Origin of the sequence: Bradyrhizobium sp. BWA-3-5, from assembly GCF_032917985.1 — a bacterium.
In the GTDB taxonomy this organism is placed as follows: Bacteria; Pseudomonadota; Alphaproteobacteria; order Rhizobiales; family Xanthobacteraceae; genus Bradyrhizobium.
In genome coordinates, this window is sequence record NZ_CP136626.1 from 5,026,786 (window position 1) to 5,052,637 (window position 25,852).

The 25,852-nt window shown below is 57.5% G+C and carries 18 protein-coding genes and 1 pseudogene; 11 read left to right on the forward strand and 8 right to left on the reverse strand.

Features of this window, described 5'->3' with window-relative positions; genetic code table 11:
* Positions 1–1,237: 1,237 nt before the first annotated feature.
* The gene (locus tag RX331_RS24330) at positions 1,238–1,372 is read right to left on the reverse strand and encodes a hypothetical protein (protein ID WP_317252411.1); all 135 of its coding nucleotides are present in this window, start codon (positions 1,370–1,372) and stop codon (positions 1,238–1,240) included.
* Between the two features lie 410 nt (positions 1,373–1,782).
* Positions 1,783–1,962: an LPS assembly protein LptD gene (gene lptD / locus RX331_RS24335; RefSeq protein WP_317252412.1), complete on the reverse strand. Its 180-nt coding sequence runs from the start codon at positions 1,960–1,962 to the stop codon at positions 1,783–1,785.
* 759 nt (positions 1,963–2,721) lie between these two features.
* On the opposite strand from lptD, the gene RX331_RS24340 reads away from it, so the two are divergent.
* The 10 genes from RX331_RS24340 to RX331_RS24385 all read left to right on the forward strand — a co-directional run bounded on the left by RX331_RS24340 (position 2,722) and on the right by RX331_RS24385 (position 16,558).
* Positions 2,722–3,090, forward strand: a complete 369-nt coding sequence (locus RX331_RS24340; protein WP_317252413.1) for an IS30 family transposase — start codon at positions 2,722–2,724, stop codon at positions 3,088–3,090.
* Positions 3,091–3,259: 169 nt separating this feature from the next.
* The gene (locus tag RX331_RS24345) at positions 3,260–4,627 is read left to right on the forward strand and encodes a clostripain-related cysteine peptidase (RefSeq protein ID WP_317252414.1); all 1,368 of its coding nucleotides are present in this window, start codon (positions 3,260–3,262) and stop codon (positions 4,625–4,627) included.
* A 1,396-nt stretch (positions 4,628–6,023) separates the two neighbouring features.
* Positions 6,024–7,499: an acetyl/propionyl/methylcrotonyl-CoA carboxylase subunit alpha gene (locus RX331_RS24350; protein WP_317252415.1), complete on the forward strand. Its 1,476-nt coding sequence runs from the start codon at positions 6,024–6,026 to the stop codon at positions 7,497–7,499.
* Between the two features lies 1 nt (position 7,500).
* Positions 7,501–8,004 (forward strand): acetyl-CoA carboxylase biotin carboxyl carrier protein subunit, encoded by a 504-nt coding sequence (locus RX331_RS24355; protein ID WP_317252416.1) that lies wholly within the window; start codon positions 7,501–7,503, stop codon positions 8,002–8,004.
* 1 nt (position 8,005) lies between these two features.
* Positions 8,006–9,613, forward strand: a complete 1,608-nt coding sequence (locus RX331_RS24360; protein ID WP_317252417.1) for an acyl-CoA carboxylase subunit beta — start codon at positions 8,006–8,008, stop codon at positions 9,611–9,613.
* Positions 9,614–10,461: 848 nt separating this feature from the next.
* Positions 10,462–11,106, forward strand: coding sequence for an NYN domain-containing protein (locus RX331_RS24365; protein ID WP_317252418.1), 645 nt, complete (start codon positions 10,462–10,464; stop codon positions 11,104–11,106).
* Between the two features lie 1,144 nt (positions 11,107–12,250).
* On the forward strand, positions 12,251–12,709 hold the full coding sequence (locus RX331_RS24370; protein ID WP_317252419.1) for a hypothetical protein: 459 nt from the start codon (positions 12,251–12,253) through the stop codon (positions 12,707–12,709).
* 241 nt (positions 12,710–12,950) lie between these two features.
* Positions 12,951–13,265: a flavin reductase family protein gene (locus tag RX331_RS24375; protein WP_317258228.1), complete on the forward strand. Its 315-nt coding sequence runs from the start codon at positions 12,951–12,953 to the stop codon at positions 13,263–13,265.
* Between the two features lie 826 nt (positions 13,266–14,091).
* A complete protein-coding gene (locus tag RX331_RS24380) occupies positions 14,092–14,397 on the forward strand; it encodes a hypothetical protein (RefSeq protein WP_317252420.1) in 306 nt (101 codons plus the stop codon).
* Positions 14,398–15,022: 625 nt separating this feature from the next.
* Positions 15,023–16,558: a long-chain fatty acid--CoA ligase gene (locus RX331_RS24385; protein WP_317258229.1), complete on the forward strand. Its 1,536-nt coding sequence runs from the start codon at positions 15,023–15,025 to the stop codon at positions 16,556–16,558.
* 742 nt (positions 16,559–17,300) lie between these two features.
* On the opposite strand, the gene RX331_RS24390 is transcribed toward RX331_RS24385, so the two are convergent.
* Positions 17,301–17,609 carry a hypothetical protein gene (locus RX331_RS24390; RefSeq protein WP_317252421.1) on the reverse strand — a complete coding sequence of 103 codons (309 nt, stop codon included), beginning with the start codon at positions 17,607–17,609 and terminating at the stop codon, positions 17,301–17,303.
* Between RX331_RS24390 and RX331_RS24395 the strand changes: the two genes are divergently transcribed.
* Positions 17,593–18,915, forward strand: coding sequence for an MFS transporter (locus RX331_RS24395; RefSeq protein ID WP_317252422.1), 1,323 nt, complete (start codon positions 17,593–17,595; stop codon positions 18,913–18,915). The genes RX331_RS24390 and RX331_RS24395 overlap by 17 nt on opposite strands.
* A gap of 375 nt (positions 18,916–19,290) precedes the next feature.
* Here the strand turns inward: RX331_RS24395 and RX331_RS24400 are convergent.
* The 5 genes and pseudogenes from RX331_RS24400 to RX331_RS24420 form a co-directional block, all read right to left on the reverse strand.
* Positions 19,291–20,511, reverse strand: a pseudogene (locus RX331_RS24400) (FAD-dependent oxidoreductase); the annotation flags it as partial.
* A 154-nt stretch (positions 20,512–20,665) separates the two neighbouring features.
* On the reverse strand, positions 20,666–21,535 hold the full coding sequence (locus RX331_RS24405; protein ID WP_317252423.1) for an electron transfer flavoprotein subunit alpha: 870 nt from the start codon (positions 21,533–21,535) through the stop codon (positions 20,666–20,668).
* An 18-nt stretch (positions 21,536–21,553) separates the two neighbouring features.
* Positions 21,554–22,396 carry an electron transfer flavoprotein subunit beta/FixA family protein gene (locus RX331_RS24410; protein WP_317252424.1) on the reverse strand — a complete coding sequence of 281 codons (843 nt, stop codon included), beginning with the start codon at positions 22,394–22,396 and terminating at the stop codon, positions 21,554–21,556.
* Between the two features lie 474 nt (positions 22,397–22,870).
* Positions 22,871–24,631: a nif-specific transcriptional activator NifA gene (gene nifA, locus RX331_RS24415; protein WP_317258230.1), complete on the reverse strand. Its 1,761-nt coding sequence runs from the start codon at positions 24,629–24,631 to the stop codon at positions 22,871–22,873.
* Positions 24,632–24,903: 272 nt separating this feature from the next.
* Positions 24,904–25,740: an SDR family oxidoreductase gene (locus tag RX331_RS24420; protein WP_317252425.1), complete on the reverse strand. Its 837-nt coding sequence runs from the start codon at positions 25,738–25,740 to the stop codon at positions 24,904–24,906.
* Positions 25,741–25,852 lie beyond the last annotated feature (112 nt).

Sequence of the window (25,852 nt, forward strand, 5' to 3'; positions counted from 1 at the left end):
CGCGTCGGCGGACTCGATCCACTTGCGGGGACTGGATCGCCACTGGCGCTCGTCGCGACGCATGCAGACGTGGACGAGCTTCGTAGCTTGCCGCGCACAAAGCCTTCCGTGATCAAAAATTGGCGCAATTGGATGCCCCTGCTCCGCATGTAGCACCACGACAGCGTTCCGATGCACTGAGAATTTCCGCCACGCATTGCATGAGTCATCAGGAGTTCCGTCGGCGGCAGGCGCTGCGCACCCACTCAAGTCTGGATCGGAATCTTTCCCGGGATTTTCGGATGAAGTTGGCACCCGACTGCAATGTTCTATACGCCGGGAGTTTTACCGCCACCTTCGTATTCCAGAACCACAAAAACTGGCTTTCCGTGCGACAGTGTCCCAAATCTCGCAATGCAAGTAGAGATCGCGCCGCTGTGTCGGTCATCCAACATACGGCTATAGAGGATCAGACTCGGTGATGGGAACTGAGCGTCCATATCCTATGCTGAAAAGCAAAAGCCCGACGCACGCCTGCCGGGTACGAGGTGCGTCGGGCCGGAGGGCATCGGCAAGGCTCAATACCGGGTCCCCCAAAATCACGGCTAGCAAATGACGTGCCGCCTAGAAGCTAGCGATGAACAAACGTTTAGCTCCTCAAGGCGCGGGCGTTTATTTGAAGGCGCGCTTGCATACGGGCGATCTGCTCCGGGTATAGTTTCTCTATCTGTCTCCCTCCCCGCTCCGGGTCCAAGTGTCCTAACAGGGATTCTCTAGACTATCCTCTCCTGACACTGTGGGCCGCTTTTCCACAGGACGGTTTGAAGTCGGTCCCTTAGAATATCTGGGACTTTGACTTCGAGGACAAATTCCTTTCTGCTAGCGGCGCGCGACATGCGGGCAGATTGGCTGATAAAACCCGCCGGCCGCTCCGAGCCTGAGCCACCTGGGAGTGGTCGAGAAGTACCGAAGCATTAAGATCGATTGGAGTCAGCATCCCGATACTCTCTTAACGTCTGCCAATCTTCTGCGCGCCGGGCTAGCCGCTCATATTCCCAGGCGATCTTAAGTAGCCTGTCTCTGGATTTGAGACAGTCGAGCGACACCGCTTTGGTCCGCGTTGCTTCCGCCCGCTGACGCCAATGCTTCGAACCGTACAATGGGGTTTTCGGCTTCATATAGATGGACATGCAATCGCTAGGCCAAGAAAGCAGGATCGCGTTCCGAACAGCGCGGCATCTGCAGAGAGAAAGACAGTCTACGTATGCGAAGTACCGTACGAATAACGGCCAATCGTCGGCAGGTCGTTCTGCAGCATGAAAGCGTGACGGCGCACCAGCGGCGTCGTCCCGGCCTGGTCGCCGTAGAACGTGACGTAATTTGCGGCCATCACGAAGCAATAGTCCACATATCCGGCGCCGATGATGTACTGGTTCAGCTTCTTGGCTTAAAGATCGCAACGCGGTGACACCAGCCAGTTCGAGGCCAGCTTGATCGATGCGATGTCGAGCAGGTTTTTGCGCCGGGCTAGGCTGCCGAATTCCGGCTGGACGATAGTTGCCGAACAACATGCTGACCGACCAGCGGTCTCGAACGGGGCGCGTCCGTCGACTACGAATCGATTGCCGCTCAAGGCCCGCTCATCAATGCGCGAGCGCACGCTGAACGTATAGGCGGGTTCAGCGAATCCCTGGCGCGAGCGACATAGCCGAAGGGGGGTATTCTGCAGGCCGGAATTGAACGCGGTATTAGTCGCGTCCGCCCCGCGAGCGGTTTCACCCGAACACTGGCCGAACAGTACGTTTACGCAGCTGCCACCGAGCCGCGTTTGGCCCCCTGGATGCCGACATTGGTGCGGCCGCCGCCTTCACGGTCGTAGCCGGAGAACTTGTCGACCGCCAACAGGTTGCTGGCGTCAAACACCTTGCTCTGCACGTCTTCGTTCGGCCTCCGCCGGCCTAGGTTTCCTCGGCCGCCAGCCATTATGGTATCCGTTTTTTATGGCCGATCAGCTTTCAAAATAAGAAGGTGGTCAACCGAATGCGATACTTGTCATCCTGGGGGAGTTGATTGAACCGCAACAATGATGCTGGGTTGGCGGCAGCGCTCTGACGCCTTGCATGCAGCCGATCTACCTCCACGTGCGACCATTTGTTATTTCGTCGGTTCACAGAACAAGTGCAACACCCGCAATGGTGTTGTTGCGATGGGACATTGTTATGACCAGCTCTACCTTGAAGATCGGATCGAGATTTATCGTCTACGTGCAGCCGGTGAATCGATGCGATTGATTGCTCGCGCCTCAAACGGGATGTGTCGGCAATCAGCCGGGAGCTCGCGCGGAACGGCTTGGCCACCAAAGTGTGGCCGGGCGGCCCAAAAACTGGCTGAGCGCCGGAGGCGCTGGGATAGTCGGTTCAAGTTGGCGCGCCAGCCGGACCTGCAAAATCTGGTGAAAGACCGCTTTGCGATGGGACACTTTCCCGAGCAGATCGCTGGCCGGCTGACGCTCGAGCCCGGTCACACTGTGATCAGCCACGAGTCAATCTATCGTTTCGCCTATCATCGCTCGGCGCAAAAGGGCTGTTGGCATCGCCTGGTGCCTTACGGCAAATACCGGCGCGGACGCCTTGGCAAACGCGGCGGCAGCGCTGCCAGCGCCATCAAGTTCCGCCGCTCCATCAGCGAACGAGCCGTCGATGTTGCCGATCGTGCTACACCAGGCCATCGGGAAGCCGACTCATGCTGTTCGCCAGGTACGCCAGAGGTTTGCTCATCGCCCATGAGCGGCAGTCGCGCTACACCATCCTCGACAATCCACCCGATCGTAAAGCCGAGCGCACCGCCAAGCATCTTGCCAAGCTGCTCGAACCGATCCAGCCGCCGCTGCGCAAAACTCTTGCCGTCGACAATGGAACGGAGTTTGCGCTCCACTATCGGCTGACCGAACAACTTGCCTTGCAGACCTACTTCTGCGATCCCCACTCGCCCTGGCAGAAGGGCGGCGTCGAAAAGGCCATCGGCCGCCTTAGTCGACGGTTGCCTCGAAAGGACCAACCTCCCAAGCCTCTCCAGACGCCAAATCGTCAGCATCATCCACACTTACAATGATGCGCCGCGAAAATGCCTCGACTTCAAAAGCCCAGCCGAGGCATTCTCTCTACTCAAACCAAAACGTTGCACTTCAAACGTGAATCCGTCTGGGCCGTAACGCTGGCACGATCGTTGCAAACTCCTGGGTGATAGCCATTACGCAAAAACCCCAATTAACATACCGCATATGCTTAAGTCCAAGATCCCAAAAGAATGCTTCTCCGCTCTGTTACTGCTGGCCGGCTTCCTACTGGCCTGCCCTGCTGAGGCTGCCACAACCAGCGGCCATACGGCTGACTGGACGATCATGGTCTTCATGAATGCAAAGAATAATCTCGAGGCTGACGCTATCGCCAATTTCCGGGAGATCGCAAACGTCGGCACCACATCGAGGGTAAACTTAGTTGTCGAGATGGGCAGACCCAGGCACCACTACACGAGCGAGGCCGAAGGATGGTCTGGAGTTCTGAGATTTCTCGTGAAGAAGGGACAGACACCAGTTCCTTCGGCTGCAGTTGCGGACTTGCGGAACGCCCCGGATGTGTCGGACTTGGGGTCGCTCGTGGCACTCAATGATTTCGTCAACTGGTCTATCGATCGATATCCGGCAACAAGATACATGTTAGTAATCTGGAATCATGGTCGGGGCTGGCGCTTCCAGATGGCGGCTGACGCCTCGATCAGGCAGATCGCCACAACCCGCCCACTTAATCGATCGAGCATCGATGCTCTAGCAGCTGCTGCAGAGGCGGTCCCGCAAGTCGGAGGATATTTTGCCATATCCTTTGACGAAGATACGAATTCTTTGTTGTGCATCAGCGACGTACAGCAGACCGTCGAGGCGGCCTCTCAAAAATTGAACAGAAAACTCGACGTAGTTGGCTTCGATGCGGGCCTTACGTCGATGATCGAAACCGCCTACGCTTTCCGCGATTGCTCGACGCTTATGATCGGAAGTGAGGAATTGGAGCCGGCCGAGGGCTGGGACTATACTCGGCCGTTCACACTATTGACCGCTAACCCAGCGATGTCACCTCTTGAGCTCTCGAACCAACTCGTGGCCGCGTACAAGAACCGGTACGGCGATCTTCAGATGACAACGCTTTCTGTGATTGACTTGTCCAAAGTCCAGACCGCTGCAACGGCTTTGAGCGCCTTCGCAGACGTGATCAGCAACGTACTAACATCGGAGCGCATCAGCATAGAGACAGCCCGATCGAACTTAGTTCCCTATGCCGCAGGAATGGGACCTCTCATTTCGATTGATCTGCCGTCCTTCCTGGAACGCTATATTGAAGCCACATCGAACCGAACGACGCGCACCTACGCGAAAACCGCACTCGATGCCACAAAACGAATGGTGCTGACTAACTACGCTTCTAGATATAGTTCATTGAACACCGGCTCGAAGGGAGTGGCCATATATTTTCCCGCAAGCAAATACGACTTCGACACTGATTTTTACAAACAAGGATACTTAAAGCGAACCACTGATGTTATCGGTTTTGTTGCTCAGGAGCGATGGGCCGACTTTCTCCAATCCTATTTTCGATAGAGCAGAAGAAAGCGGCACCCATTTCAATGGGTCGGATATCCGCCTTCCGGCAGCCAACGCTCACGGCAATGCCTTCGCCCTAAATAAACGTCCTAACCGTCTGCCGACGCAAGCTGCTGTGATTGGTGCAGCGTCCTCCTCCCCGAATGACCGCCTGTGCACGGATGAATGCGCCTGTCACGCCCTCCGCTAACGTGAGGTGAGTTGCGATTGCAGCGCCAGTTCAGCCTCTGTCTGGTTTGTCCCACAAGCTTCTGGAACTGTACGCGTCTGGACATATTTTCTCGAGGGGACTTGAATCGCACGTAGCGTCAGATTGTACGATCTATAACTAAGTGGCGACGGCGCCTGATCGTCCAAAATCGTCCTGACAGGTAATAAGAAATTCGAATGTCTCAAACACTACGAAGCGCCAGTGCGAAACGGACCTGCCGACGGTTTCTCTTGCCAGATGGGTCGCAGCGTAGGGCCCCTTTGTTGATCGGGGTCGGCGTGTCTCATACGGGCAATCTCAACGCAGGTCTCTAAGCCGCGCCGCAACGGTTCTCCCCCCCCCGCGTTCATGGCTTGGGGTCTCATCGGCCCTCTGTCAGTCATCAAAACTGATTGTGGACTTCAGGCAACTCGGAAGCTCAAAATGTCAATTTATCTAACCGTTCGGCTGCAACCGAGCCGACCTTCTTTTGGCCCTTGGTTTCGGTTGCGAGCGTTGCCGACGCTGATATTGCGGTGGTGGACCGAGCGCCGCAACCAGCGCGGCGATGGATGCGTCGACCGGCAACAGCGCTGCTCGATCATCGATGCTTTGACCGGTTTCGGTCTGTTCTTGATGGGCAGGTCATATTTTGCAGCACACGGAAAAGGCAGTACCGCAAGATGTTCCACCAAGAGCGAGGAGATGGTGAATAAAATGCAGCGCACGCGTGGGTCTTGGATCCACAGAGCACACCAATATGTAGCAGTCCTCATTGTTGTTCTCGTGACGACAACAGCTCTATGCGCCGAACGGGCGGGTGCGCAAGATCGGTCGGCGACAGCGGAGGAGCGCCAGGCTTGCACTCCGGACGTATTTCGCCTTTGCAGCAGCCACATACCGGATGCGGACGCCATCACGGCCTGTCTGAAAGCCAGGTCCTCGAGCTTAAGTGACCGATGTCGCTACGTGATGTCAGTTCGAGATGCTGCCAAAGGAAAGGCAAGCGCAAAATGAGGCACCGCCAACAGGCCGGTAGCTTCGATCGGCCACTGTCCGGACTCATCTCCGGCCCCATCTGCCCTGCGATAGGGCCGCATATCGCGTAGGGACACGTGAACGGGCGCGCGCAGATTCAGGCCTCAAGCGATTATAAATGACGGGACTCACGACCTCATGCAATGTTTGGACGAATAGGTGCGAATGCGCAAATTAGCCTTTGACACTGTCCTGATCGCTAATAGGGGCGAGATCGCCGTCCGTATCATCAAGACATTGCGCAAGCTGGGACTTCGCTCCGCAATTGTCTACCACGATGTCGATGCACGGACGCCGGCCGTCTCCATGGCGGACACGGCGATCGCCATCAGCGGTCGCACGCCAATAGCGGCCTATCTCGATAGCGCGCAAATCATCGCCGCCGCCCGCAACGCGAGCGCCGGCGCGCTCCATCCGGGTTATGGATTTCTATCGGAGAATGCGGAGTTCGCTAGGGCCGTGATGAAGGCTGGCATTACGTTCATCGGGCCTGCTCCGGAAAGCATTGAACTGATGGGCGACAAGATCCGGGCCCGCAACTTTGTCAAACGGCACGGCTTCCCGGTCGCGCCGTCGGCGATTGAAGAGGATGATCCAGCTACGTTCGTTTGCAGAGCGCGGGCCATCGGAGCCCCTTTGCTGGTGAAACCTTCGGCCGGCGGTGGCGGCAAGGGCATGCGGATTGTGCGGGATGTTGATACCCTAGATGACGCGATTACGCAGGCGCGCAGTGAGGGCCTGCGGTACTTTGGCGATGGCAGGCTTTACGTCGAACGATATATTGAGAATCCGCGGCATATCGAAGTGCAGGTGCTCGGCGACGCATTCGGAAACGTTGTCCACGTTTTCGAGCGGGAGTGCTCGGTGCAGCGTCGATTTCAGAAGATCATTGAGGAGACGCCCTCGCCTGCGCTGTCGCCCGGATTGCGGAAACATATCTGCGAAACTGCTGCCGCCATCACCCGTGTCGCCAACTATCGAAACGCTGGCACCGTCGAATTCATCTTTGGCGGTGGAGAGTTCTATTTCCTGGAGATGAATACGCGCCTGCAGGTCGAGCATTCCGTGACCGAGATGATCACCGGTATCGATCTTGTTGCCGAACAGCTCTATCTCGCCGCGGGCCGCGAACTTGGATTTTCGCAGTCCGATATCATGTCGAAAGGACACGCGATCGAGCTCAGGATTTGTGCAGAAGCCCCGGAACGTGGATACGCTCCGACGACCGGCAAGATACTTGTGCTGGAGTACCCGCGCGGCGACGGCCTGCGGATCGACAGTGGCATCTTGCAAGGTCAGCAGATCACCGCAGCGTTCGATCCCACGCTAGCAAAGATTATTGTGCACTCGCCCACGCGCATCGAGGCTGCGCTGAAGGCCGAGCGCGCGGTTAGGGAACTAGTGCTTCTCGGCTGCGAGACAAACGCGAGCTTTCTCTCGCGTATCCTTGCGGACGATGCATTTCTGAGTGGACAGATCCATACCGGGTATCTCGACGAGAATCCGCACATTGCCGCCGGCAGTTCTGCGTCCGACTTGTCGGCGTTCCTGGCAACAGCCGCTCTCTTGACGAGACCAATCCGCAACTCTGCAGACGCTATACCCGCACTTCACTCGACGCTGGGTAGCTGGAGGAACTGACGTGTATCACTCCTTCGAAGTTGATGGCGTCGATTTTCAATTATGGCTTTCACCCTGCGAGCAGGGTTATCGTCTTCATTTGCATGATAAGGTGATCGCTCCAATTGCGTTCACACATCACGCCGATGGTTGCGGCGTACTTACCATTGCGGGCGATTGCGAACCGGTCAGGTATGCAATCGATGGCGAGATGCTTCACGTGTATATCCGTGGCAGCACGCACATTCTGCGCTACTGCGACCCATTGCGGACGCTCGCTTCCACAAACCATGAGGCGGGTCAGCTTGCAGCCCGGGCGCCGATGCCGGGCGTCGTCGTTACGACCAAGGTCTCGCCTGGTCAAACGGTTTCAGCAGGCCTGGCGCTGATGACAATTGAGAGCATGAAGTTGGAGACCATCATCCGCTCTCCACGGGACGGCGTAGTCCAGCTAATTCACTTTAAGGAAGGCGACAGTTTCGAGCGAGACGCAGTACTGGTTACGCTCTGCGAGGAAGGGTGCTGAAATGCAACGGATTACTTCCTTGGCGGATGTGAAATCGCCAGAGTTTCGGCTCAACGAACTCCACAACAGGCGACTTGCTGCCGAATTGAAGGAACGGCAGCGTGCCGCCAGATTCAACCGTCCCGAACGGGATCTTGAGCGGCTGCGGCGACAAAACAAGCTGTTTGTTCGTGATCGGATCGAGGCCTTGCTCGATCCAGACACACCGTTCCTCGAGCTCTCGACGCTGGCCGCGAACAAGGCTTACGACGGCGAAGTGCCTGGCGCGGCGCAGGTCGTCGGTATCGGCATCGTAGCGGGTCGCGAGGTGATTATTCACGCGGATGATGCCAGCGTGAAGGGCGGGGCATGGTATCCACTCTCTGTCAAGAAGATCGTGCGTGCGTTGGACATAGCGATCGAGAATCGTCTACCTGTGGTTCATCTGTGCGACTGTGCCGGCGGATTCCTGCCCTTACAGGCCGAGTTCTTCGCTGATCGCTACCACGCGGGTCGCATCTTCCGCAATCAATCAATACTCTCGAAAATGGGGGTGCCGCAGGTCGCCATCGCTATGGGCCATTGCACCGCAGGAGGAGCTTACGTCCCGGCGCTTAGCGACTACAACATTATCGTTGAGGGCACGGGAGCGATTTTTCTCGGCGGCCCTCCAGTGGTGAAAGCTGCTACGGGCGAGAGCGTCTCTGTCGAAGAACTCGGCGGCGCGCACATGCATACCACCGTGTCGGGGACGAGCGATTATTTTGCAAGCTCTGAAATGCATGCGATTGCGATTGCCCGTGACATCGTCGCTCGCTTCCATCGTCCCGCGAAAATGTCTATCGATCGAACCGCTCCGGAGCCGCCCGCCTACGATGCGTCCGAACTGTACGGCATCATTCCAAAGGATCCTCGAGTGCAGTTCGACATACGGGAAATCATCGCCCGTCTAGTCGATGGCAGCCGATTTCACGAATACCAGCCCCGCTATGGCCAATCTCTGGTGTGCGGCTTCGCGTGGCTTCATGGATATCAGATCGGGATTCTTGCAAACAATGGTGTGCTGGTCAACGAAAGTGCTCTTAAAGGCGCTCACTTTATCCAATTGTGCGACAAGAGCCGGACTCCCTTGCTCTTCCTGCAGAATATCACCGGCTTCATGGTCGGCCGCGAATACGAACGGCGTGGCATCACGAAAGATGGCGCCAAGCTGATCATGGCTGTCTCTGGGGCATCGGTGCCCAAATTCACCGTCGTCTGCAACGGTTCCCACGGAGCGGGAACGTACGCGATGGCGGGACGGGCTTTCGATTCGCGCTTTATGTTCACGTGGCCGCAATCCCAGATTTCTGCGCTGGGTGCGGAGCAAGCGGCCGGCGTGCTCACTCATATCAAGGCAAGACAGTTGGCCCGCGAGGGTGGGCGCCTGCCGGAGCAGGAGTTGGTAGAGATTCGAAAGCCGATTGTCGAAGAGTATCAGGAACGATCGAGCGCCTATTATGCAACCTCCGAAATCTGGGACGACGGTATTCTTGATCCCGTCGACACCAGAAACGCGCTCGCAATCGTCCTGAGCGCTTCACTCAATACTCCCATCGAGGCGCCACATTACGGCGTTTTCAGAATGTAGCGACCCGGAGCAGGCGCATAGCGCGCCGTGCTGATCATGCAAATCCTTTGGTCTGGCTGGCTTTCAGCGGCTGGGTCTACTACCTCCAAACCGTCGGATAGGAAAGATAAGTGAGACGCAGTACCTTTGCCGCAGCGCTGTTCGTGGTCACGAGCGCGGCTCACGCCCGCCCCGACCCCGAAGCCACCGCCAACTTCCTTGCCGGTATCCGCTCGATCAACGTCATCATGCACCGCATCCGCCCGCACAAATCAGGCGCCGCAGCCCAAACAAATGTCCAACCAGGGCGCGCCGTCACACGTCGGCCCCCTTCACGGCGACGGCGGTGCGATCCGAGCACTGCGTACGCCCTTGGACGGGTCGAAGAAAGGAGTGATCACCGCGAACCGGGGCGCGGCGATGAAGAGGGGAAGCGCGAAAGTGTCTCATTGAGGCGACCAGCAGAGCCAGAAACGGAGCGGGGTAACTGCACATCCCCGATCATTTACGGAGTAGCAACAGGTTCCTGCTCACCGCGTCATCGGAACGTCGCGCTCGTCCTCTCCGCCTTGTTCATCGCGACGCTTCAAGTGGCCCGCCCAAATATTGAGATAAACTCCCGATAAGCCATGGTTGCTTCGTGTCCTCTAGCCGGCGAAGGTCGCTGCACGTTTTCCGATCCACCTTTCCTCCCCTCGCCCTGTTCTCAATTGCCCGCGCGAGACAGCAGATGGTTCGTCAATGGCAACCTGCATTTGGTAGCTTGTGTCCTCCTGCGTAAGATGATCTCAGGACGCGAGAAAGTGCATTTTGAAAATGCGTTCGTTGCCGCCGCGCTAAACACGCATACCAACTCAAGCGAGTAACCAATGATGTCATCCTCCTCAAACAAGATCGCGCTCTTTATCGATGGCGCCAATCTTTACGCGACCGCTAAGACGCTCGGCTTCGATATTGATTACAAGCGCCTACTCAACGAGTTCCAGAGCCGTGGCACGCTGCTGCGCGCCTTCTACTACACCGCGATGCATGAGGATCAGGAATACTCGTCGATTCGCCCCTTGATCGACTGGCTCGATTACAACGGCTACACCGTGGTTACCAAGCCGACCAAAGAGTTCATCGACTCCTCCGGCCGCCGCAAGCTCAAGGGCAACATGGATGTCGAGCTCGCGGTCGATGCCATGGAGCTCGCGGAGCATATCGACCAGATGGTGCTGTTGTCCGGCGACGGCGACTTCCGCTCCCTCGTAGCGGCGGTGCAGCGCCGCGGTGTGCGAGTCACGGTAATCTCGACCATCTCAACCGAGTCGCCGCTGATCGCCGACGAACTACGCCGGCAGGCCGACGCTTTCACCGATCTCGTCGAGCTGCAGTCGAAAATAGTCCGAGATCCGTCTGAGCGTCCGGCGCCGCGCGAGTCGCGTCATCCCACGCCGCAACTCCTGCAGCGCGTGACGGTGGTGCCTGCAAGCCGCGATGACGATTTCGACAATCGAGATACGCCCCAGTGAAATAAGGTTCAGCAAGACCATTCAAAATGACTTGAATCTTACCTGGCGTCAGGTTGTAGGCTTGCCCGACAATGACCGAGTCTGCAGCAAACAACCCACGATGGAGCGTAGGCTGTGGCGGTAATCGGGTTCCCGTGCCCACGAATGACAACCCGCCGCCACGATCGCAGTCCTGTTCTTTTGGCTTCTTCGTAAATTGGGAAACTCTTATCATGATCTCTGTCCTCGTGGTGGTTATAGTCGCGGCTTGGTACATAGAGTGGCAGCTTCTCTTTGTGCCTAAACTGGTCTCTGAATGCGACTTTCTGACGCAAGACACAAGATTTAGCGAGAGCTGCTTGCCTCCGTAGGCAACCGTTAGTTTGCAGGCTTAGAAATCGACAAAGCTCGAAGCTCTGCGACGCTCTCCTCAAAATGGAGTATCGGCTACAGCGCAAACCAGGTGCCCTGCGCACGAATGCTGATGCATTTGAAAGCTGTTCGACTCGACCTCATCGCTGATGAAGGCGAAAGGACGCGAGCACTTGTAGGACTTAATAGGCACCGCGCATGTTTTGCGGCGCACGACTGAAGCGGAACAATGAGGAAATTTACTCTCGGCCGACGACCTCGACCTGCCCCGCTGCCGGGATCGCAGTGGTCTGCCGCATCGCAAGGATGGTATCGGACACGCGGAAAGCAACGTCATTACGTGGGCCGTACGCGGCATCACCGTGCTGCCGGTCAACTTCGCATCCGACGATACGACGAAGCTGCACGAGAGCCCGCAACACGGCGTGAGCGACAACTACTCGCGGTTTCCATCATTATGCTGAAAGGGATATTGTCTCATCGTACAACAAAGCCGCCTTCGCCCCGCGCCAACCAGCATCAGCTCCAGCAAGCAGTAACTGAGCACTGTTCGAAAGAACGGGATGAAGGACATCAAATTGATCATTGGCAGGGTTCACCGCTGGCGCCAGGCTGGCCCGCGAGGAAAAGTCATGTCCGGCAAAGCTAGAACCTCTCAGGTGGGCGGACCTCGGCGACGACTTACATCGGCATTCAGGGAACCGCGAGACTCACATCCGCACCGAGGAACGCGATTTTGCATTTCACTCGGCAAGCTACTGGTGAGAAGCACGGTCCGGCGGCGGTGTGCGGCATGAATAGTTTCCACGGAGTGACCGTTCATCAACCTGAGACGGCAAAGTCACATCATGAAGATGATTCACAGATCGACGCGGAGCTTTGTCAGAGCGAGGCGGTACGGGCCTCGGAGCAGCACGCTTGCCGAGCTGATTGCGGCCAGAGCGCCACGCGACAGCAGATCGCTGCTCGGGCCGCGGGAGCCGGCGCGACACGTCCGCCCGAGATCGTCGACGTGCCAGCTGGGATCACTTGCGCGCTGCCGCAGCAAAGGAGACAAGCATTGATGTCCTGGCGAATGATCTCAGTACTCGGATCGCTCCAAAGCATCGAGCGCATGCTTGGGAAGCTTCGGGAGGTGATCGATACAGACAATTCGATTCCGCCCGAGCTGCGGGGTGAGCTGCATACGACGGTTGATGAGCATCTTCTCTCCGCGAAAGAGCGCCTTCTAAAGACTGTCGGCGAGCAATAACGGCAACGCCGATCGCCAGCCGCGCAACGTCCTCATAGCGGCAAGCGCTTGAAATCAAAACCAGTCCGTAAGTGGGCTACAAGCTACCATTCGCCTCGCAACATGAACACAATTCAGTCCATCGATCCGATCGAGTTTCGCCAGGCCATGGGGATTCTGGCGAGTGGTGTCGCTATTGTAGCGGCCGGAAACGGCCCGGGACGGCGTGGCTGGGACGGCAAACTCTGTTACCTCAATCTGCATGGAGCCGCCCTGCTTGCTGGTCGGTATTAATGCTTGTTCTGAGACCCACGATGCGATACTCGGCTGCGGCCACTTTGGCGTCAGTCTTTTCGGCGGAGATCAGCGGGACCTCGCGCTGCGTTTCGCTGGCCGGGATGGTGCCAAGGGTGTCCACCGCTTTGATACAGCGCCGTGGGATCAGGGCGTCCTGATCTGCCGGTTCTGCAAAGTGCAGTCTGCGTTCTCGAATGCGTCTTGTATCGCTACCAGGTCGTCGGCACCCACGGAATCTTTATCGGTTGCGTTGCCGCGACGCGACCAGGTCAATCATTAACTTCCGGGGCGAGCTTCGAACGTACCCGCACAGCTGAATGTCGTTTCCTCGCCATGCAGTAATTTGGAACGAACTGCGGCTCGCCTCATCTTCCAGGCCACGAATTTGGTGTTTGTAATGATCATATAACTCGCCAGGAAGCGGCGTTCACCTTGCGGAGCTCTCGATTCTTATATGATCAACCTCTTCTTGAAATGCGCCGTTACCGCTAATTTTCCAACGTTGAGATGGATCACTCTTCTTGAACATTGTCCTTATTGATCTAGTACCGACCTTGCCTCGCCGCCCCAAGGACGCCCACACTTGCGACGCAGCCTAACACGAAGATGATCGCAAGCGCCCGCAAGTGCGGCTGGATTGACGCCAAAGCAAATGCGATTCGCGCACACATCAAGAGAAAGTTCTTACCAGAAAAGCCGATCTCACTATGAGGCAGGTCGCATTCCGCGAGTTCGTGTCTTTTGCACGGGCGCCAAGATCCGGCTCGGCCATATGCTTTGAGGAATGCCGTTGCTTTTCAATTTTCGTATGGTCGCTGTTCCTGGGAGCCGACGAATTTGGACATATTCACACGAGGAACCCGAAAAGGGCTTGAATCGTACGTAGCGTCAAATTGCATGGTGCGGAAGTAGGTCGTGCCGGTTTTCTTGTGTGAGAGGTCCTAAAGAAGTTCTGCCCGCACGATCACTGGAAGCTCTTATGGCGGCAAATCACGTCAACGCACAACGATCGTTCGGGCCGCAGAAGTACTCAACGAGCCTTGGCGACAGATGTCACTCGCCACGATCGGCGCGAGAAGAGATGCCCGGTACCTCGGAGCGGCAACGTGAAAAAACCCGACGGCTCCAAGAAGATCTTGCTAGTCAATCACACTGAAGGCCAATGTCGGGCCATTGTTGGCTTCGAGAATGGTGATCCCACAGTCCCCTATATGTGCGGCGAGCCAGTATTGCGAAGGCAGCGCTCGAAAATGTCGTCGTGGTGCCCTTATCACCATGGTCAGATGCACGCATCTCCTGTCGAGCAGTACGTGAGCAAGATCCCATTCCCGATTCGTCTTCCCGAGCAAGCGGAACGCGCTGAGGTCAAATCGCTGGGTGCCCAGCCAACGCGCTTGAGCCGCCTGGAGTGAACTTGGGTCGACCATTGACGTAAAGACAATTGCGTCGCAGGCCTCCATCGCGCGTGGCCCGTCAGCTTCTCACGCTGTTTGGGAGACCGCGCAAGCTGCGATGCTTCTGGCCGGTACTACAAGGTTATTGGACGCGTCGCTCGTGGATAAAGAACAAGGCAAAGTGACGAGCACGGTGCTATCGAACAGGCGGCGCCAGCACCTGGCGAGCGCAGCATGTCTTCGACCGCCCTTCCCCCCTGACATAATAGGACCCCGCCCATGCAAGCCTCAAAAATGCGACGTCAATGCCGACCGCCAAACGGCATCGCGTCATCCCTGTACCCCTCCGCCGACGCTCGCCTGAACTCTGTACGGCGAATATGCCGATCGCCACTCCGCAGAACGCGAGCGAGCGCACACAATTATTACTAGCGCCCTCCCAGCTGGCGTGTTCGGCGGCGAGCACCCAAAGCGGCGAGCGGAGTCTTCGGTGTGATCGATAGTGGCGGCCTAGTAATCGCCCGAACCTGCAAACGAATCGACGCAGTAATACCCTAGTCCAGATCTTCCAAAAGAATTGGGGCGCTCTGCCTTGACGGCGTTGGCAGAGAGGTACTGTACAAGACGAAATGGACGATTGATGGTGGACCTCAGCACGCTGATTGAGCGCAACGCGGCGTTTGCTCCCGACAAGGCCGCGATTCATTTCGAAGGTGAGACTTTAAGCTACGCCCGCTTCAATCAACGGATCGAGCAGGTCGCGAGCGCCCTAAAAAGTCAGCTCGGTGTCGAAAGAGGCGATCGCGTCGCGATCCTTAGCCTCAATCGACCTGACTATCTGGTGTTGCTCTATGCCTGCGCGCGGCTCGGCGCACTGCTCGTGCCATTGAACTGGCGGCTTGCGGTTGCCGAGCAGCTTTTCATCCTGTCCGACGCCGCTGCCAAGGTGCTGGTGCTTGAACACGCCTTCGAGGCTCTCCTGCCCGCGTTGGCGGAGCAATTGCCCGATACCTTCGTCGTCGGTTTCGATTTTGTTCCCCTCAGCGGAAGCAAGTGGGATGGCCTGTTAGACCAAGCCCGCAGCGATGGACGCAATCCGGACACGGACCTGTCCTGCCCGCTTCTGATCGTCTATACTTCGGGCACCACAGGGCGGCCGAAAGGCGCTGTGCTGCGCCAGGAAGCCTTGGTATGGAATGGAGTTATGAGTCAGCACATGCATGGCCTCACCTCGGCCGATCATGTCTTGGCAGTGTTGCCGCTCTTCCACGTCGGTGGCCTCAATATCCAGACCACGCCGGCGTTGCATCACGGTGCGACGATTACCATGCACAGGCGTTTTACGCCAGAGGCGACCCTTGCTGCGTTCGAGCGAGACCGCCCTACGCTAGTCGTTTTGGTGCCTGCCACGATACAAGCCCTGACCGAGCATCCTGGGTGGCCGACGACGGACTTATCTTCGGTGAAGGCTATTTCCACTGGCTCCACTATGGTGCCTCAATGCTTGATCGAACGCTTTATCGCACGCGGGGTACCGGTACTGCAGGTTTATGGTTCGACGGAGACCTGCCCCATTGCCATTTATACAAGGCTTGGTGGCGATGTCTCGCGTCAGGGTTCGACCGGCCTGCCCGGCCTGTTCTGCGAAGCGGCAATCATCGATGATAACGGCAAGAAGGTGGCGCCAGGCATCCCAGGCGAGATCGTAGTGCGTGGTCCCAGTATCTTCTCCGAATATTGGGGCAATCAAGAAGCAACACGCGAGGCGCTGCATTACGGCTGGTATCATACTGGTGACATCGGCCGCCGCGATACCGATGGATATTTTTGGGTCCATGATCGCAAGAAGAACCTGATCATTTCCGGCGGAGAAAACATCTATCCGGCGGAAGTCGAACGTGTACTTATGGAGCACCCCGATGTCGCGGAATGCGCCGTCGTCGGTCGGCCCGATCCGCGCTGGGATGAAGTGCCGGTCGCCTACGTGGTAAGGCGATCGGAGGCTAGAATTGAAGCGGAGGCGCTGACGGCGTATGTGCAGTCGCAGCTTGCCCGCTTCAAAACGCCACGCGAAATCATTTTTACAGAAGAATTGCCGCGAACGGCCTTGGGCAAGATCCAGCATTTCCTGCTCAAAGACCTCGATACGCGATCAAGCCAACAAGAAGGCAGCGACTGAGCGAAATTGGGGTGCTGGCAGCAGTCCCTTTGCCACTAGCGCGCGATCTTGTGTCTCAACGCCAAGAAGTCCCCTTTAGTCAAATCTTATACGCATTAGTCAGAAATGAAACGCGCACGTAGAAAGTGGTCCGATCTAACACCGATCGATGCCATTGCGACCTGAGAAAGTGCCGATCATTTAAGATCAAGAGGAGACGAGAGCACACGAAGGATCCTTTCCATGCAAGAGACATGAGGCGGTAGCGACGGCTCTCGATATTGTCGATGCATTTAGTATCTGCGGCTTCGGGGTAGCTTTCTTGCATGCCGTTTTGTTCGCCTCCCAGTTACGGACGCGTGGACGTGCTTGCTCGAATGATCCTGTCGCGCATTTTCCATAAAAATCATTTCAAACCGCACAATCGGCCGAGCATGATCCCAATGCGGGGACACTTCGCAGAGGCGCAGTCTTCCCTCAGAGTTGAACTGTTGTTCTTACGGACCCGTCGCTTGCGGGAGAACTGACCACCGTCAGCAACCTGCCCAGCCTGGCGCGTCGGTCGCTCGGCCACCGAGTAGTGGAAGGAATACACTTCGAATTTGGCTATGGCGATCCTTTCGCGGCGGTCAACTATGCTGCGCCCCGTAATTGGCGCGTCGCGAGGGCGTTCTCCTCGCCTACGGCGCGTTCAGAATCATGGGTTTTCCAAAAACTCCTCGTCCTAGCTCAGCGTCACGCCCGTAAGGCTGATGGTCCGCATTCAAGCACACGTTTGTCCTAAATGCAGCTCGACACCGGCATCACTCAGGCGAAAAGATGTAAGCCAGCCGATGCCGCGGCAGAGGTTGCGGAATTCTTCGAAAAAAGGTGCAGAACAAATTCCAAAAAATATGTGCAACCCGCGGCATGCGCCAAAACTATGCCTAAAAGATGAGGCGCTTTCGCGCCGATCGGTAGTCTCTATGATGGAGATTTTTCCGGCCGTAGCTGCAGTTGGGCTGTCGTGAGGTTTCTCCGCAACCGGCCATTTTACACGAAGAGGAAAACTCGCGGTGTCACAGACGTCCATTCCCTACGCTCCAACGGTTAAATCGCGCATCCGCGCGATTTTGTGTGCAACTAGCGGCAATTTCCTCGAGCAGTTCGACTTTTTCCTATTCGGCTTTTACGCCAGCGCGATTGGGAAGGCGTTCTTCCCGTCCGACAGCGAAACCGCTTCGCTGCTCAACACCTTCGGAGTGTTCTGGCTGGGCGCCTTGATGCGCCCGGTCGGCGCGATCGTGCTCGGCGCCTATATCGACAAAATCGGCCGTCGGCGAGGCTTGATCGTGACACTGTGGATCATGGCGATGGGTACCGTGATCATCGCCTTCTGCCCCAGTCATGCGACGATCGGAATTGCCGCACCGATCATCGTGCTGTTCGGACGGTTGCTGCAGGGCTTTTCCGCCGGGGTAGAAGTCGGCGGCGTCTCGGTGTACCTGTCGGAGATCGCCACCCCGGGCAAGCGCGGTTTCTACACCTCGTTCCAGTCCTCCAGCCAGCAGGTCGCAATCTTTGTCGCGGCGGTCGTGGGCTATGTGATGAACGAAGCGATGCCGGTCGAAACGGTAGACGCCTGGGGCTGGCGGATCCCGTTCTTTCTGGGCTGCCTCATCATACCGCTTATCTTCTTCCTGCGCCGGACGCTGGAGGAAACGCCAGAATTTCTGGCCATGAAGGAACATCCCACGGCCCGTGAGGTCTTTGCCTCGGCACTCGCCAACTGGCGCATCGTCAGCCTCGGCATGATAATCGCGATCCTGACAACAACGACCTTCTATTTCGTCACCGTTTACACGCCCACGTTCGGCAAGAACGTGCTGGGGCTGTCCACCCAGGACGCGCTCTTGGTGACGCTTTTGGTCGCCGTGACCAACTTCATCTGGAATCCTATCGGCGGCGCCGTCTCTGATCGGATCGGGCGCAAACCGGTCCTGCTAACCATTGCCGGGCTTGCGTTAGTGACCACCTATCCGGCATTGTACTGGTTAGTAAGCGCCCCTACTGTCGGCAAGATGCTGGCGGTGGCGATGATGTTCTCGTTCTACTTCGGCACCTATAGCGGTGCCATGCTGGGCGCCCTTGTCGAGATCGTGCCGAAACATGTGCGCACCACCTGCTTCTCTCTGGCCTTCTCACTGGCGGCCGCCTTGTTTGGCACCTTTACGCCATTGGCGTCGACTTGGCTGATCAACCGGACCGATGACAGGGCTTCCCCCGGCTTCTGGCTGATGTTCGCAGCAGTGCTCGGCATCATCGCGGCACTCACCGTCTATCCCGGGACCGCCAAGCCATCGAAAGTTGCCAAGCCTGCCGCGGCGCGAGCGACTTAACAAACCTTAAAGCTGGCAAGCCACGTCACGCAGCTGCCAATCCACCGCCGGCGCCCATGTTCACGCTCTACGGGCTCATGAATGGGTGCTCGAACGCGCCCAGCGATCGAGTCACGGTGCTTAGGTACTCTATGGCATTCACCCACCCGATCACCATTGTCTTCATTCCGCCCTAGGCCAGTATCGGCGCACTGCGGAGCTGATGCCGGCGGACACGACCTGCTCTTTCCTTATCGATTGGCATCGTCGGAACGCGATGAAGATGATTGACTTCGAGCTTATGCCGAACGCAACGATGGTCTCTCGACCAGCGAGGCGATCTGCCTCGCAACACTTAGCGCCTCGCGTCTATCCTGATGTCCACCATGGCCGCCGCGCTGAAGTCGACTTCTCCGCCTCCGGCGCGCTGTTGACGCGAACGAAGTTCTGAACCGCCTTCGATACGAGCTGCTGATAAGTGAGACAAAAGTTTTGAGGCTGGGTATGCAGCAGCGCCAGCATGTCATATTTCCTCGAATGTTTGAAGGACCCATCCAGCATCCTCTTGTATAATGAAAGGCTATCGGACCTCATGAGATCGCCACGCGACTTCACCCGGAAGATCGCTTCCGCCGCAATTCTCCCTGAGGTCATCGAAGCGTTCGCGCCTTCGTGATCGATGGTGTTATTGAGCTGGGCGGCATCCCCGACAACCACCCAGCCCTTGCCATAGAGCCTCGGTATGGTGTTGTAGCCGCCTTTGGGAATAAGATGTGCGGAATATTCCCTAAACTCCGAGCCATCAATTAGCCGTCCAACCGACGGGTGACGCTTGAAGCGATCGAGTAGCTCGTAAGGTGTTTGGCCGGTGCGCTGGAACTCGGAGACGAGGCAGCCGATGCCGAGCGAGACGCTCTCCCTGTTCGCGTAGATGAAACCGATGGCTGTCATGCCGCGCGAGATATTGCCGGCGGCGTCGATCACGACGCCTTTATCGTCCTTGAGATTGAAACGGGCTTCGATGGCCTCGCGAGGTAAGCAGTGCATTTCCTCTACCCTCAGCGCAACGTGGTTGGGTTCGGGCCTCTCGCGCAAGCCGGAACGCGTGCCAAGTAAACCATTGACGCCCTCCGCAAGCACGACCACATCGGCGTGAATTATGCCATCCTGACGGTCGGTACGTACACCAATGACGCGGCCACGGCGATTCTTTGCTAGCTCCGTAACGGTGGTTTGGCACAGTACGGTAGCACCCGCCTCCCTTATCTTGGAGGAGAACCATTTGTCGAAGTGGGGACGGATAATGGTGTAGCGGTTCGAACGCTCGTGGTTGAAATCGTCGAGGCGATAGCGCAGCCCCAGACGCGAGCAGTCATCCAGCATCCAGAACTGCTGCTCGGCTAGATGACGCTCGAGCGGCGCGTCCTTGCGGAAATCCGGGATCAGCTCGGCCAGCATGTTGGCATGCAGAATTGCACTCTGGACGTTCTTCGATCCGGAATATTCGCCGCGCTCTAGCTGCAGCACCTTCATGCCGCGCTTGGCCATGGTCAGCGCCGCCGCGTTACCCGCCATTCCGGCGCCGACCACGATGGCATCGAACCTCTCGTCGATCATGGACCTCCTCCTTTGTGGCGCACCTATGAAAGTTGCCTTTTTGCGATCCGATCCCGTCAATGAGGCAATGGCGTACGTAATGAGGCGATGATCGCCCGCTACCGGATAGCCTCGGTGATGATACCGATACCGCGCGAATTCGAAGGTCGGCGCATTATTGCCGATGAACAAGTCGGTGGCAGTCGACCGAATGCTGGGTCACGTGTGAAAACGCCGATGGCGATATACAGCATCGGCTGGATGGTCTTGATGGTCTGCCCCATCTGCTGGTCGGATGTGCGGCGGCACTTTTGTACTGACGGACGCGAGCGCGGCATTCGGCGCCGAGCTGCCGACCCGGTTGAAAATTCTCCGAATGCCCTAACCCCAAACCGACGAGAACGAAGACGTCGGCGTAGGCGAGAGTGGACCTAGCGGATTCGCGGTCCCGCACAGATGATAGCACCTTGGCGACGAAGCCGGCGTTGAGCAAACCCAGCGACTGGACGATAACAGAGCCAGAATCCCGGGTGACGCGCTCGGACATTGCCATCACGCGCGGGCTTGCTGCGCCCATGTGTGATCCGTAGTTCATTTGGTAGATCGTGCAGAGCGACGAGCCGCCGCCGGTAAGCAAGGTGGTCGCCACGGAGCCGGTCAGATCACAACCGGACATCCTCGCCCGCAACAGTAGGATCTTCGACCTGTGGGAGTTGACGGCCTCGGTCCGCGCCTTAATGTAGAACTCACTGCGATGCTCCGGCAGTACACTATTGACCGCGTCCTCGCCGTAAGAGAATGCGAGCGCGGCATCGCGCATCGCCTCGTCCTCGGGGCCGAACACGACGATGGCGCCAACGACCTTCAGCTTGTCCGCGAGTTTGCCGTCGTCGCCCATTAGCTTGAAGGACACGAGATGCACCCCGCCAGGCACCTCCTCGTTGAAGACAGCATGGTTGGCGGCCTTGAAATGCTTCGCCAGCTTCTTCTTGGCGGCGGCGCGCCCTTGGCTAGTCAACGTGGGCGCTTTTGTTGCAGTGCTCATCGGTAAGACTGCTTCAGATCAGAGATCGCCGGCCAAGGCTGCTAGGTCGGCTTCAAGTCTTGGTTGGCGCTTGAAGATAGCGTCAATCAACGCTTCCGCCGGCTGCTCGGCATGCTCTACCAATACAGCTTTCTCAGCGCGCGCAGATGGCGCGAAGACGCGCTTGACGATGGTCGGTGAGCCTTTGAGACCGCATTTCGAGATGTCTTCGACGTCCGCGCTTTGCGCGCTCCATTTCACGATCGGAGCTCGGGCGGCACGCAACGCATCCGCCATGGCGCCGCGGCGCATCTGGTTAGTCGCCTCTAGCATGGTGATGAGACAGGGCAGTTTCGTGCGCAGCACCTGGACGCCTCCTTCGGAGCGCCGCTCCGCTTCGATGGTGCGTTCGGTGAGATCGATGGCTCTGATCTTGGAGACGTAGGTAAGCGGTAGCACTTGAAGCCGCTTCGCGATGCCGGGGCCTACCTGCGCGGTATCGCCATCGATAGTCTGCTTGCCGGTAAAGATAAGATCGGGCTGGCCGTATTCCTTGCCGATTTTGCGGATAGCAGTCGCCAGTGCATAAGTCGTTGCCAAGGTATCGGCGCCTGCGAAGCAGCGGTCGGTGAGCAGAATGGCGCGATCGGCGCCAAAGGTCAGTGCCTTGCGTAAGGAGTCCTCGGCCGAGGGCGGCCCCATTGTAAGGACGGTTACCTCGCCGCCAAGTTTGTCGCGCAGCTCCAGCGCAGCTTCCAAGGCAAACAGATCGTAAGGATTGACGATGGTCGGCACCCCTTGGCGCATGATTGTGTTGGTCACGGGGTGCACACGGATCTGGGCTGAGTCGGGGACCTGCTTGATGCAGACGACATTGTGCATGTGATTCTCCAGACGTTGCGTGGGCCGACCAAGCGAACAGCAAGGGTCGTACCATTGCAGCGATCTCGGAAATAGGCAGCAACACAAAGCTTTATGCGAGTGTCACGACACTGTCAGCTAGCGTTCGCCCGCGCCAGGCTTGCGACATTCGTCGCGAATGCGACAGCGCGTTAACGCCGCTTAGTTGATGAGCAAGAGCTGCACCTGACACTGGATGTGTTTTTATTCGTCTCAATGCACACGTGGATGCCCGCGCCCTATGGCAGAGCTCGCAGCGCACACTAAAGACTGTGATCGCCTGGCCGACCGGTACTCGACGATGCTTCTCAACAACACGAGCAAACTGCCCCCTCCGTCCGCACCGGGTGAACGTCTCTTTCGAAGTCGGCTCTCCATGAGCTCGTGCTAGTTCGTAGTCATAGCAGACCGTTGTTCAGATCGCGCGTGGCTTTTATATCCGGTCCGACAGAATTTTCAGAACCGCTTGATCTCGATACCGTATTTCCTCAGGGCGTAGCCAATCTGGCGCGGCGTCACTCCAAGCAGGCGAGCCGCCTTTGCCTGCACCCAGCCGGACCTCTCCATGGCTGCGATAACACGCTCGCGATCGACCATGTTCGCACCGCTGACGAGAGGTGCGCCGGCAGGCGCTAGAGGAGCCTGCTCTCTGCCGATGGGCGATACCGCAACTGCGGCCGACGGACCAGCCTGGAGTATGGCCGGCTTCGTGGGTGCAGGTAAAATCGGGCCTGGGTGCAGCGCCATCTCATCCGATGCGCCCTTCCTTAGACTCGCGGAAAGGCACTGGCCGTGGCAGCAGGCAAAGTCGTCTCTGACAATCGATGGTCCAGGGGCGAGCGTGGCTGTCCGCTGCACGCAATTTTCGAGCTCGCGAACATTGCCGGGAAAGCCGCAGTTCATCAGTACTTCAATTGCACTCGCATCGAAGGTCAGCGTACGGCCATTTTCGCTGTTGAACTTTTTGAGAAACTGAGCGGCAAGGAGCGGAATATCACTACGCCTTTCGCGCAAGGGCGGCAGCAGCAAGGGAACCACGTTAATGCGATAATAGAGGTCGGCACGAAACTCATTCTTTGCCACAGCGTCTTCCAGGTTCTTATTGGTGGCGGCAATCACGCGAACATCGACTTTAATGGTCTGGTTGCCGCCGACGCGCTCGAACTCCTGCTCTTGCAGCACGCGCAGCAGCTTTGCCTGAAACGAGGCCGAGATCTCCCCAATCTCGTCTAGAAACAGCGTCCCCTTATCGGCGAGCTCGAATCGACCTTTACGCGCATTGAACGCGCTGGTAAACGCACCCTTCTCGTGACCGAACAATTCGGATTCGAGTACCGTCTCAGGGAGCGCTGCGCAATTGACTTTGATGAACGGCCGCTTGGCACGCGCTGACCGCTCGTGAATGGCCTTGGCGACCAGTTCCTTCCCGGTACCGGATTCCCCGCGTAGCAAAACGGTGCTGTTCGATCTGGCTATCACCGCGATCTTCTCAAGCATCGCGCGCAGCGCCGGACTTTCGCCAATGATCCCCTCGACGTTAACCTTCTTCCCTTCCCGCGCCGGGGGCTTGATCTCGGAGACCTGCTTCGCCAGCCGATCTTTCTCCGCCATAAGTCGCTCGCGGTCACACGCGAACAAACGATGCAGCTTCACCGTCTGGCCCACTAGGTCGGCGATCATAGTAAGCAGCCGGACGTCGCAATCCAGCCGCGCACTCGATCTGCTATCCAAGATGCGGTCGATAGTCAGCGTACCTACGACTTTCGCATCGATACGAATAGGAACGCCGATGAACGACACCGGAATGTTGTCAGAGGCCCCGAGCGCGTCTAGGTCGGACGCATTGAAGGCCGAATGCACCGTGACGTTCTCGGCGACAAGTGGACTCTCCGTCGCCACGATCTGGTCGATTGCTTTCTGCGGCGGACGCATCCGGTAGCGCTCGTCGCTATGTTCCCCTAAACCGGCGCCAACGGTAATGTCCGGTACGCCGTCATCCTCGAACAGCGAGATGATGCCATGCCGCACCTGCACAAACTTTTGTAGAAGATCGACGACATTGGCCAGCGTGACTTCGAGGCGGCACGGAGCTGTAAGAACCTTTGATATTTCGAAGATTCCGGTTAGCGCCTCCTCGTGCGATGGCACAATCGTGACCTCGAGGTCGGTTTCGGCCCTTGAGTTAGGCATTTCGCGTACGGAAGCGATATGCAGCATGACGACGTCTCCGTTGTGATTGCCGTCTTCCCTTTCACCTTGTTCGGATTTGCGGGTATCGTATTGCACTGTCATCCTCGATCTCGCGCCACATTTCACAGGATGACCGCAAGAGATAACGCAACTTCATGGCACGACAATAAATACGATAGTAACATTATAGCGCCTTGATTTGCTCTGTTCTTGAGATCGCTGCGCGAATTTTCCCGGCGGACGCGAGTTCCATTGACCAGATCTGATCAGCTGCGATCTGACCATTCCGGTGCAGTCGATCACAGGTGTTGGCCACCATTGATTGGCACCTCGGTGCCCGTCACATAACTCGCCGCATCGGAGCATAGGAAGAAAATGACCTTTGCGACCTCGTCGGGTGTTCCCACCCGACGCAGCGGGATGTTTGGCACAAGCCGCGATTCCGTGTCAGGCGACAGAATGTCCGTCTTGATCTCGCCGGGTGCGATCGCATTCACGCGAATGCCATGCGGCGCATAGTCGTACGCCATTTCGCGCGTGAGACACGCGAGTGCAGCTTTTGATGTTGCATAGGCGCTGCCGGCAAACGGGTGCACCCGAGAACCCGCGATTGAAGTCACGTTGACAATCGATCCCGACGCAGCGCTGAGTTCGTGAAATAGGCCTTGCGCGAACAGAATCGGCGCCACCAAATTGACGTGGAACACGCTCATCCAGGTTTCGAGTGACGTCGCCAACGACGTCAGTCGTTTGCCGTTCGACGTCTTCGGTGAAACGCCAGCATTGTTGATCAATGCGTGCAACGGTGCGCCTGCGAGGCGCTCCTTGATCTCGGCAATGGTACGCGGCAGCATCCGATGGTTGCTAAGGTCGACCTGGACATGGTCGGCTGCGCCGGACTTCCATGGGCACCGCCCGCCATCGAACGTCTGGCGCGCGCAAGAAATGATGCGCCAGCCTGCTTCCGCAAACAGCTTTCCGGTAGCGTGACCAATTCCGCGCGACGCCCCAGTCAGCAGCACGGTCTTCTGCTCTGCGTGCTGGATGCGGACTCTATCGGCGTGAGATGGACAGCACGCCTTTGTCGCCGACGACGGAACAGCAACGGCATCGTCGTTTCTTAGCTCGAGACTCAAACGCGCCTCCAATTCTCTTACCTCGCCCATATGCACCCTGCAGGATTCGAGCCAGTTCCAATGCGGACTTACGCTCAGCGGTTTGCGACCGAATGTCGTGTCCACAACAGCT

What these genes read in the sequence shown, in the direction of transcription:
- lptD (WP_317252412.1), bottom strand. Translation starts at nt 1,962, where the DNA reads ATGGCTGGCGGCCGAGGAAACCTAGGCCGGCGGAGGCCGAACGAAGAC.
- RX331_RS24340 (WP_317252413.1), top strand. Translation starts at nt 2,722, where the DNA reads ATGCTGTTCGCCAGGTACGCCAGAGGTTTGCTCATCGCCCATGAGCGG.
- RX331_RS24345 (WP_317252414.1), top strand. Translation starts at nt 3,260, where the DNA reads ATGCTTAAGTCCAAGATCCCAAAAGAATGCTTCTCCGCTCTGTTACTG.
- RX331_RS24350 (WP_317252415.1), top strand. Translation starts at nt 6,024, where the DNA reads ATGCGCAAATTAGCCTTTGACACTGTCCTGATCGCTAATAGGGGCGAG.
- RX331_RS24360 (WP_317252417.1), top strand. Translation starts at nt 8,006, where the DNA reads ATGCAACGGATTACTTCCTTGGCGGATGTGAAATCGCCAGAGTTTCGG.
- RX331_RS24365 (WP_317252418.1), top strand. Translation starts at nt 10,462, where the DNA reads ATGATGTCATCCTCCTCAAACAAGATCGCGCTCTTTATCGATGGCGCC.
- RX331_RS24370 (WP_317252419.1), top strand. Translation starts at nt 12,251, where the DNA reads ATGAATAGTTTCCACGGAGTGACCGTTCATCAACCTGAGACGGCAAAG.
- RX331_RS24375 (WP_317258228.1), top strand. Translation starts at nt 12,951, where the DNA reads ATGGAGCCGCCCTGCTTGCTGGTCGGTATTAATGCTTGTTCTGAGACC.
- RX331_RS24390 (WP_317252421.1), bottom strand. Translation starts at nt 17,609, where the DNA reads ATGGACGTCTGTGACACCGCGAGTTTTCCTCTTCGTGTAAAATGGCCG.
- RX331_RS24405 (WP_317252423.1), bottom strand. Translation starts at nt 21,535, where the DNA reads ATGAGCACTGCAACAAAAGCGCCCACGTTGACTAGCCAAGGGCGCGCC.
- RX331_RS24410 (WP_317252424.1), bottom strand. Translation starts at nt 22,396, where the DNA reads ATGCACAATGTCGTCTGCATCAAGCAGGTCCCCGACTCAGCCCAGATC.
- nifA (WP_317258230.1), bottom strand. Translation starts at nt 24,631, where the DNA reads ATGCTGCATATCGCTTCCGTACGCGAAATGCCTAACTCAAGGGCCGAA.